This window comes from Aestuariivirga sp. (assembly GCF_020252405.1).
Lineage (GTDB): Bacteria > Pseudomonadota > Alphaproteobacteria > Rhizobiales > Aestuariivirgaceae > Aestuariivirga.
On the sequence record NZ_JADCDA010000044.1, the window covers coordinates 1 to 7,681 of the forward strand.

The 7,681-nt window shown below is 64.8% G+C and carries 8 protein-coding genes; 5 read left to right on the top strand and 3 right to left on the bottom strand.

Annotation, left to right across the window (positions count from 1 at the left end; all coding sequences use genetic code 11):
- The first annotated feature begins 155 nt into the window (after positions 1 to 155).
- The 4 genes from IOC69_RS07800 (at position 156) to IOC69_RS07815 (ending at position 5,590) form a co-directional block, all read left to right on the top strand.
- Positions 156 to 596, top strand: a complete 441-nt coding sequence (locus IOC69_RS07800; protein WP_290542984.1) for a hypothetical protein — start codon at positions 156 to 158, stop codon at positions 594 to 596.
- 749 nt (positions 597 to 1,345) lie between these two features.
- The gene (locus IOC69_RS07805; RefSeq protein ID WP_290542985.1) at positions 1,346 to 2,134 is read left to right on the top strand and encodes a methyltransferase domain-containing protein; all 789 of its coding nucleotides are present in this window, start codon (positions 1,346 to 1,348) and stop codon (positions 2,132 to 2,134) included.
- Between the two features lie 241 nt (positions 2,135 to 2,375).
- A complete protein-coding gene (recQ, locus tag IOC69_RS07810) occupies positions 2,376 to 4,193 on the top strand; it encodes a DNA helicase RecQ (RefSeq protein ID WP_290542986.1) in 1,818 nt (605 codons plus the stop codon).
- A 44-nt stretch (positions 4,194 to 4,237) separates the two neighbouring features.
- Positions 4,238 to 5,590 (top strand): MATE family efflux transporter, encoded by a 1,353-nt coding sequence (locus IOC69_RS07815; protein ID WP_290542987.1) that lies wholly within the window; start codon positions 4,238 to 4,240, stop codon positions 5,588 to 5,590.
- Here IOC69_RS07815 and IOC69_RS07820 read toward each other — a convergent pair.
- The 3 genes from IOC69_RS07820 to IOC69_RS07830 all read right to left on the bottom strand — a co-directional run bounded on the left by IOC69_RS07820 (position 5,575) and on the right by IOC69_RS07830 (position 7,378).
- Positions 5,575 to 5,952, bottom strand: a complete 378-nt coding sequence (locus tag IOC69_RS07820; RefSeq protein ID WP_290542988.1) for a YkgJ family cysteine cluster protein — start codon at positions 5,950 to 5,952, stop codon at positions 5,575 to 5,577. The genes IOC69_RS07815 and IOC69_RS07820 overlap by 16 nt on opposite strands.
- A gap of 35 nt (positions 5,953 to 5,987) precedes the next feature.
- Positions 5,988 to 6,935, bottom strand: a complete 948-nt coding sequence (gene gcvA, locus IOC69_RS07825) for a transcriptional regulator GcvA (protein WP_290542989.1) — start codon at positions 6,933 to 6,935, stop codon at positions 5,988 to 5,990.
- 284 nt (positions 6,936 to 7,219) lie between these two features.
- Positions 7,220 to 7,378, bottom strand: coding sequence for a hypothetical protein (locus tag IOC69_RS07830; protein WP_290542990.1), 159 nt, complete (start codon positions 7,376 to 7,378; stop codon positions 7,220 to 7,222).
- A gap of 155 nt (positions 7,379 to 7,533) precedes the next feature.
- Between IOC69_RS07830 and ssb the strand changes: the two genes are divergently transcribed.
- Positions 7,534 to 7,681: single-stranded DNA-binding protein (ssb, locus tag IOC69_RS07835; protein ID WP_290542991.1), on the top strand; the 148-nt coding region annotated here is incomplete at its 3' end.

Here is a 7,681-nt window from a genome sequence, read left to right on the forward strand (position 1 = left end):
AACAGCTGATCGCCATCGGAAAAGCTCCCAAGCAGGCCATCACTGCCGTCATGCGAAAGCTCGTCGTCCTCGCCAACGCACTCCTCAAAAAACGCGCCACCTGGCAGAAAAAAATCGCTTGATCATCACGGATACTCTAAGGACTCTATCTTTGAATGGGCATCTCCGACCCGCGCTATAGCTTCCTGATCGAGCAAATGTTCCGTACCCTGAAGACCGCGGGCTTCGAGATCGAGGACACAAGCCTCGCCGAACCCTCCGCCATGCTCACCTTCGCAGGCCTCGCCACCATCGCCGCGGTCTCCATCATGCAACTGGTCAAAGCCCGCGACGGCGGCTCCGGCCAGCTGACGGAGGACTGCTTCGAACCGGACGACAAGCCGCTTCTCAAAGCCCTGTCCCGCAAGCTCGAAGGCAAGACCCAAAAGCTCAAAAACCCTCACCCGCCAGACGACCTCGCCTTCGCCTCCTGGGTCATCGCCAGGCTCGGCGGATGGGACTGCTACTACGGCAAACCCGGACCCAAAACCATGCGCTATGGACTGGAGCGGTACCATGCCATCAAACTCGGCGTGAAACTCGCAAAAGATGTGTGAATCTGATAGCGGCGAAAGCCGGGATCCAGCTTTCTAACCGCACAACGCCTCCCCATGAATTTCACCTCCCCCGGGCTCGACCCGGGGGTCCTTTTCCGCCGCCGCACAAAGGATGCGCGGATCAAGTCCGCGCAAGGTGAGACGAGAGCAGGCCGCGAAGCGTCTTCTCCCGCTCCTTCAGCGGGAGAAGAAGGGACCCGTTGCGAAGCAACGGGGAGATGAGGGGAGGCCGCGCAGGCTCGCCAAGGCCGGTACTCGCGTTCCCTCACCTCCCCCAACTGCGTTGGGGCCCCTTCCTCTCCCGCCGGGGCGGGAGAGGACAGAAAGACAAAATTCCTCGTGACTTTACTCCTACTCTGTGCTATGAGTCTCCTCACTCCCCCCACTGGGGTCCTGCTCGTGGCGGTGCGCTCGGGCGGGGTGGGGCGTGGCGTTCGCAACACTGCCGGGAGCCGAGGAGGGGACCCAGGGGCATTACGACCCCCGCGCCGAAAGTCAACGCGATTGGTTCGCACGGAACCTCCCGCAAGCGTTTCTCCCCAAGCCTGAAGACCTGCCACATCGCGAGCGCTGCTCAGGCTTTCCCGCTGGTCCCGCAAGGACCGGCACACCGCGCCGGGCTGCGCCTCCCATTTGCAACCTGAGGGACAAATGCCGCCCTCGCCAGGGATGCCCCGTGCATGGCCGGCTCCGCCTCGCGTCGGCGCCATTCCGTGCTAGCCTTTCCGCCTCACCCAGGAGCCCGCCCCATGTCCGAGCAACACCAGATCCGCTTCGAAGACGGCGCCTCATACGAGACCTATATGGGCGTCTGGAGCCGCAAGGTGGGCGGGCAGTTCCTTGACTGGCTCAATCCCGCGCCCGGTCTCTCCTGGCTCGATGTCGGCGCCGGCAATGGCGCCTTCACGGCCTTGCTGGCGGATCGGGTGAAGCCCGCCTCGATCCTTGGCGTCGATCCGTCGCCTGCCCAGCTCGACTATGCCCGCAAGCGGACGGACGTTGGGGCCGCACGCTTCGTGCAGGGGCATGCGATGGAGTTGCCCGCCAATGACGCAAGCGCCGATGCGGCGGTCATGGCCCTCGTCATTGCCTTCGTGCCGGACCCTGCCAAGGGTGTCGCCGAGATGGTGCGCGCGGTGAAGCCGGGCGGCCACGTCTCCGCCTATATGTGGGACTGGCCGGAGGGCTTTCCCTTCTATTCGCTTGAGCAGGTGATCGCGGCCCGCGGCCTTCCCGTCGTGGCGCCCCCCTCGGCGGATGCCTCGCGTCTGCAGGCGATGCACGCGCTCTGGCAGGGTGCCGGTCTCGCGAATGTGGAGAGCCGTGTGATCACGGTGGAGCGGACCTTCCCCGATTTCGATCGCTTCTGGGCCATCGCACTCACCGGTCCGCGCATGTCCGCGCAGGCCGCACAGCTTTCGCCCGAAATTCTCGCCACGCTGCGTGCCGGCCTGAAGACGCTGCTTGGCGCGGAGGATGCCAAGCCCGTCACGCTCAAGGCCACGGCCAACGCCGTGAAGGGTCTCGTGCCGGGCTGAGGCGCCCTGGCTCAAACAGAAGTGAGACACTTGCGGGAGAGACGCGGTTCCCCGAAGCCGGGGTTGCAGAAGCCCAAACGGGGAGGGAATCGCCTGTCGCGCGCAGGCGGAAGGTCACGCCGGACCGGTCCGCAGGATGCGCAGAGGTTGTGGCATGTCAGGTTCCGGAGCGGAGTCTGGACTTCCATGCCGATCCGGCTACACCCTCCTCGCCACCCTCACCGTGAGTCCATCTTAGCTCGTGACCCCGCACGACATCCTCCGCAAGACCTTCGGTTACGCGAGCTTCCGGCCTGGGCAGGAAGGCATCGTCACCGCGCTGCTCGAGGGCCGCAATGTGCTGGCGGTGATGCCGACGGGGTCGGGGAAGTCATTGTGCTACCAGGTGCCGGCGCTGGCGCGGGGCGGGCTGGCGATCGTGGTGTCGCCGCTGGTGGCGCTGATGCAGGATCAGGTGGCGGCGCTGAAGCTGGCGGGCGTTGCGGCGGAAAGCATCAATTCGGCGCAGGACCGGGACGGGAACGTCGCCATCTGGCGGCGCGTGGCGGCGGGCGAGGTGAGGCTCCTCTATCTCTCGCCCGAGCGGCTGATGACGGAGCGGATGATCTCCGCCCTCTCTCGGCTTGACGTGACCCTTATCGCCATCGACGAGGCGCATTGCATTTCGCAGTGGGGCGCCTCCTTCCGGCCGGAATATGACATGCTGCAATCGCTTCGGCAGTCCTTTCCGGGCGTTCCCATCGGCGCCTTCACGGCGACCGCGGATGAGGCGACGCGGCGGGACATCGTGGGCAAGATTTTCGGCGGCGGGGCGGAGGTCTATGTCGCGGGTTTCGACCGGCCCAACATCAATCTCGCCGTGGCGCCCAAGGACAATGCCAGGCAGCAGCTGACCGGCTTCCTCGAGGGGCGCGACGGCCAGTCCGGCATCGTCTACGCGCTGTCGCGCAAATCGACGGAGGAGTGGGCAAGTTTCCTCGTATCCAGGGGCTTCCGCGCCATTGCCTATCATGCGGGGATGAGTGCGGAGGACCGGGCTGAGGCGCAGAGCCTGTTCATGACCGAGAAGGGCATCATCGTCTGCGCCACCATTGCCTTCGGCATGGGGATCGACAAGCCGGATGTGCGCTTCGTGTTCCATGCCGACCTGCCGTCGTCTCTCGACGCCTATTACCAGGAGATCGGGCGCGCGGGCCGCGATGGGCAGCCCTCGGATGTGAAGATGGTCTATGGCCTCGGCGACATCCAGCTGCGCCGCCGCTTCATCGACCAGGAGCAGGGTGGCGACGAGCGCCGCCGCCGCGAGCACAAAAGGCTCGATGCGCTGGTGGCCTATTGCGAGGCGCCGGAATGCCGACGCCAGAATCTGCTGCTCTATTTCGGCGAGGAGTCGCCGCCCTGCGGCAATTGCGATATCTGCCTCGACCCCGTTCATCTGGTCGATGGCACGGCGGAAGCGCTGTGGGTGCTCGAGGCGGTCAAGACCACCGGGCAGCGCTTCGGCGCCGCGCATATCGCGGACATTCTTGCAGGCAAGAGCAACGAGAAGGCGGACGCCCTTCGCCAAACCGGGTTGCCGGTGTTCGGCATCGGCAAGGCGCATGGCCGGCAGCATTGGCAGTCGATGATCCGGCAGCTGGTGGGCGGCGGTTATCTCGCCATCGACGTGGCGGGCCATGGCGGCCTCTCGGTTTCACCCAAGGGGCAAGCGCTGGCCCGAGGCGAGGGCGCGTTCCGCTATCGGCAGGACCCGGCGCGGACATCGCGCAAGGCGGAGCGGGCACGCAAGATGGTCGCGGCGGTGGAGGAGGGCGGCGTTTCGGACGAGCTGCTGCAGCGCCTGAAGTCGCTGCGCGCCAAGCTGGCGAAGGAGCGCAAGGTTCCGGCTTATGTGGTGTTCACCGACCGGACGCTGATCGACATGGCGGGCAAGCGGCCGCTCACGCGCTGGGACTTCGGCGAGGTGCATGGGGTGGGCGAGTCGAAACTGCAGCAATTCGCCGCGGTTTTCCTGGGGGAGATCGCCCGCTTCGTGCGGCAGGAGAGCGGAGTTGCCTGATTAACGGGCAGCAGCTAAGCCCTCTGCAACGTCAGGACCGAATCGTGAAGCCAGCCCGCCTCGTCGAAATCAAGGCGCTGATCGTCATCGCCCTGCCGCTGATCTTCGCCTATCTGGCCGATGTGGCGATGATCATCACCGCCAAGATGGTGGTGGGCAGGCTCGGCGCGGCCGAACTTGCGGCGGCGGGCATTTCGACCGACCTGTCCTATCAGCTGTGCATCGTCCTGATGGGTTTCTTTTCCGTGGTCGGCGTGCTCGTCTCGGAGGCGCGGGGCGCCCTGAACCGCGGGCGCATTGTGCCCGAACTGGTGCGCGGCATGATCCTGTCCGGACTTCTGGGTCTCGCCGTCACCCTCGTCGTGCTGAATCTTGGGGCTGTGCTGAGGGCGCTGGGCCAGCAGCCGCGGGTGATCGAACTCGCCGGGCCCTATTACACGGGCTTTGCCTTCGCCATGCTGCCGATCGTGTGGTTCGGCGTGCTGAGGAGCTTCGCCGCGGCGATGATGAAGACCGGCTTCGTGCTGGCGGTGACGGTGGTGACCGTCATTCTCAACTATTTCCTCATGCAGGGGCTGGTGCATGGCAGCTTCGGCTTCCCCAGGATGGGGATGGCCGGCGCGGGCATCGCCTGGGCCCTGTCCATGTGGTTCAAGTTCCTCTGCCTTGCGGCCTATACCGTATTTCTGATCCGAAGGCAGCGGCTGCCGCTGCGGGCAGGCGCCATTGGCGGCCCGCGCGCCTATGGTCCGCTGGTCAAACTCGGGTTGCCGGTGGCGGGTATCGTCGCCATGGAGTCAGGCCTGTTCGCCGCCACCTCGCTGCTCTCGGGCATCATGGGCACGGTGGAGCTTGCGGCCTATCAGATGGTGATGGGGTGGATCGCCATTCCCTTCGTCATCTCGCTCGGCATTTCCGAGGCGGCAATGGTGCGCGTGGCCTATTTCGTCGGGGCGCGGGACCCGGCGGCGGCCCGGCAGGCGGGCAATCTGGGCATGCTGGTGGGTGTTGGCATTCCGCTGCTGCTGGTGGTCATCCCGGTCTTCGCGCCGGGCCTCGTCAGCCGCGTCTTCCTCGATCCGGGAGATCCGGATTTCGAAAAGATCGGTGCGCTGGTGACAACCCTGCTGCTGATCGCCGCCGTCTTTCAGGTGTTCGACGGGCTGCAGGCCATCGCGTCCCACGCGCTGCGCGGCCTTAAGGATGCGGTGGCGCCGCTGATCATCGCCGGGATCGGCTATTGGCTGGTCGGGCTGGGCAGCGGCTATCTGCTCGGCTTTCACTTCGGCTGGGGCGCGCCCGGCCTGTGGGGCGGGGTTGCGATCGGGCTTGCCTTCACCGGCACTTTGCTTGCCTGGCGCTTCGAACGTCTGGCGAAGCGTCAGTTGCCGGAGTGATTGGTGGTGGAGATGTAGGTCTCGTCCTCCTGGCCCGCGCGCTCGAACTTCAGGAAGTCGTAGTAGCCGCAGTGGCCTTCGCCCGGGAAGATGCGGCAGGTGGAGGGCCTGGCGGCATAGATCGTGCAGCGGCGCTCCGTGGTGTCGAAGAACTGGCAGATCTTGCCGAAATGCCCGTCCTTCTGGCGACGCATCACGCGCTTGTAGCCATGGGCCGACTTGAAGAATTTCTTCTCGGCCTGTTTGAGGCTCAGCCCGAAGTGCCTGGCGATGCGCTCGGCGTCCTTGTCCTTCACTTCGATGACGGGGTAGGAGCAGCAATAGCCGGGGCACTTCATGCAGTCATATTTCGGGCGGGCCATGGATGTCGGTTCCGGATGAATGATGGCCGAGAAAGCTAGGCTGATGCGCCCTTCGCTGCAACGGCTGGCGGCTTCTGGCCGCTCAGTTGCGCGAATTTCCTGTTGGTATCCGCGATCTCGCCCATCATCCATTCGCGGAAGGCGCGGACGGGAACCGTCTCCTTCTGCCCCTTGCCGCGGACGATCCAATAGTGCCAGTGGTCCTTCATGTCGAAGGCGAAGGGCCGCACCAGCCAGCCCTCGAGGATCGAGTCCGTGGCCAGCACCTGGTCCGTCAAAGCAAAGCCCTGGCCGGCCTCCGCCGCCTCGATGGCGAGGTGGTTCTGGAACAGCGTGCCGCGCCAGTCCTCGACGCCGGTAACGCCCGCTGCAGCAAGCCAGTCCGCCCACCATTGCTTGCGCGATTCATGAAGCAGGTTGAAGTCCGAGAGGCCGGCGGGCCTGAGGTCAGTCCGGCCCTTCAGCAGCTTCGGGGCACAGACGGGGAAGATCATGGCGTCGGTGAGTTTCTGCGCCTCGACATCATCCCACTGGCCCGCGCCATAGCGGATGCCGACATCGGCCTCGCCGGAGCGGAAGTCGGCGAGCTTGCTGGTGGGGTCGATGGACAGTTCGATGTCAGGGTGCAATTCGTTGAAACGGCCAAGGCGCGGCACCAGCCAGCGCGAGGCGATGGAAGGCTCGACCGTGACCTTGAGCTGGCGCACATCGCCCACCGCGGCGGCCTCGCGCGTGGCATCGGCCAGCTGGTCGAAAAGGGGGGTGAGGCGCAGCGCAAAGCGGCGGCCGGCCTCGGTCAGTTCCACGCCCCGGCCGGTGCGCAGGAAGAGGGGAGTGCCCAGCCAGTCCTCAAGGTCACGCACATGGCGGCTGATGGCGGCATGGGTGACGAACAGCTCGGCAGCCGCATCCGTGAAGCTTTCGAGCCGGGCCGCAGCTTCGAAAGCCTTGAGCGCGTTCAGCGATGGCAGACGGCGTCCCACTGGCTCACCTGTGAGTTTTTGTTACAGGTAGCGTAGATTAATGCCGTTTGTGTTGCAAGAGCGAAAGAGCGATACATGACATCACGAAAACAGGCTTTTTTAAACCCGAGGAGAGATACCATGAACTGGATTTTGGACACTTATTCAAACGTTTATAAGACTGCCATGATGCAGTCAAAAGACGCTGAACATTATGTTGCGTCTGCGAAAGAGCGCGCCCGTGCCCGTCCTGCCCCGCTGTTCGGTTGGCTCAAGCGCCATTAACAAGTTCCGGCGGCTTGGCCTTATGTGGCCGGGTCCGCTGCCCCAGCCGCAGCCACCAGGTCGATTTCGACCACCTGCCGTTCGCCCGCCAGGCCTGCCACGATGACAAGCGTCGCGGCGGGCCTGCGTCCTTTCAGGAAGCGGTTCCGCGTGGCGCCGGTCTCGAGGGTCCGGATCACCGGAGTCCTCCATGAAAGATTTTCAGCACATGACGCTTGTGACGCTTGCGTTAGAACAAAAACAGAACTATCGTTGCGCTGTGGATAAGGTTCCCGGTGCCGCTGTGCGCCAGGGCGCCAGCGATTAGGGTGCGGGAAAAGCAAGGAGTGGTGTCATGGCAGGTTCGGTGAACAAGGTTATTCTCGTCGGCAATCTGGGCCGCGATCCGGACGTGCGCCACACGCAGGATGGCAAACCCATCGTCAACCTGTCGATTGCCACGTCCGAATCCTGGCGGGACCGCAACACCGGCGAGCGCAAGG